Origin of the sequence: Rhizobium sp. WYCCWR10014, assembly GCF_001657485.1 — a bacterium.
GTDB lineage: Bacteria > Pseudomonadota > Alphaproteobacteria > Rhizobiales > Rhizobiaceae > Rhizobium.
This window is the reverse complement of the sequence record NZ_LXFU01000006.1, coordinates 1-1,482: the sequence shown is the minus strand read 5'-3', so window position 1 is coordinate 1,482 and position 1,482 is coordinate 1. Positions and strand designations below refer to the sequence as shown.

Annotated in this window: 1 protein-coding gene; it reads right to left on the bottom strand. The window is 58.8% G+C overall.

The features are described 5' to 3' along the window. Nucleotides 1-57: 57 nt before the first annotated feature. Nucleotides 58-1,302 (bottom strand): Glu/Leu/Phe/Val dehydrogenase, encoded by a 1,245-nt coding sequence (locus tag A6U98_RS00045; RefSeq protein WP_064646980.1) that lies wholly within the window; start codon nucleotides 1,300-1,302, stop codon nucleotides 58-60. Between the last annotated feature and the right edge of the window lie 180 nt (nucleotides 1,303-1,482).

The following is a 1,482-nucleotide window of genomic DNA, read 5'->3' as shown; positions in this document are numbered from 1 at the left end:
GCCGTCCTTATGCGTTGTGCCGGATGGCGCTGGAGGCGCAGTGCCGGCGGTCTCACCTCAGTCCTTAAGAAGCGCTTCCATAGCTGCGGCAATCCTCGCGAGCGCAAGAACGTAGGCTGCCTTGCGCAGGGTGATCTTCTTGTCTCGCGCATATGCGCAAACGGCGTCGGTTTGCTTTTCCATTGTTGTCTTCAGCCGCGTATGAACCTCGTCGAGAGTCCAGGATTGGCCCTGGCGGTTCTGGACCCATTCGTAGAACGAGACCGTAACGCCACCAGCGTTCGCGAGGATATCGGGAAGGATTAAGACGTTCCTGGCCTCGAGGATCTCGTCGGCCTCCGGAGTGATCGGGCCGTTGGCGAGTTCGATAATAAGCGGGGCCTTTATGCTTCCCGCGTTGCCCTTGTGGACCGTATTTTCCACGGCTGCCAAGACGAGGACGTCGCAATCGCTCTCAAGGAGCTCGTCGCCAGAAATTTCCGACACACCAGCTGAACCTGCCACGCTGGTGACGCTTTCGCCGTGGCGCTTGGCGGCACGCAGTTCGCTGACGTCGAGACCAGCCGGGGCATGGACCGCACCTTTGGAGTCCGAGACCGACACGATCAAGTTTCCATCGTCGGCCAACAGCTGCGCCATGTGTTGGCCAGCATTGCCAAATCCCTGGATCGCCACCCGTGCTCCATGCTTCAAACCGAGAGCGTCGGCTTTGTATCGCGTGATGTAATAGGCCCCGCGGGCTGTCGCATCGTCGCGCCCGAGCGAGCCGCCAAGGGCGACGGGCTTGCCGGTAATCACCTCTGGCGTCTTCTTGCCGACAATGGTGCTGTATTCGTCCATCATCCACGCCATTGTCGTTTCATTGGTGCCGACATCAGGCGCTGGGACGTCTCGGGTTGGGCCAATGATATGTGCGAAAGCCCGGATGTAGGCGCGTGCGAGACGTTCAAGTTCCGTGTTGGAGAGGCTGCGAGGCTCCACCTTCACGCCCCCTTTGGCGCCGCCAAAAGGCAGGTTCATCACGGCACACTTCGAGGTCATCATTAGTGCAAGCGCCGTCACTTCATCGGCGTTCACATCCGGATGGAAGCGGATGCCGCCCTTCGTCGGGCCGCGGCTATCGTCATGGCGACAGCGCCACGCCAGAAAAGACTTGATCGAGCCGTCGTCCATGCGGATCGACAGGCGCGCCTGCGTCATCTCGAGTGCGAGTTTAAGCTTTTCGAGAACACCAGGATCAAGATCCACGTACTCGGCTGCTTCAATGAGGCGCTTTACGGTATTGTCAAAAAGGGATGCCATCGGCGTGTTGCTTTCACGAACGTCGGGATCAAGATCCCGGTGCATGGCTGAATCCAAAAGGGATTGGAGGATATCTTCAAGACGGGGATTCATTGATGTCTTCCTTTCTTGCTGTCTCGGTTGTCCTAGCACTCGTCGTGCCAGGCCGATGGCGCGCTGATTAACCTAGGGATTTCGGAT

Bases quoted from the DNA above. Each gene is read 5' to 3' on its own strand.
- A6U98_RS00045 (WP_064646980.1), bottom strand. From the start codon at position 1,302: ATGGCATCCCTTTTTGACAATACCGTAAAGCGCCTCATTGAAGCAGCC.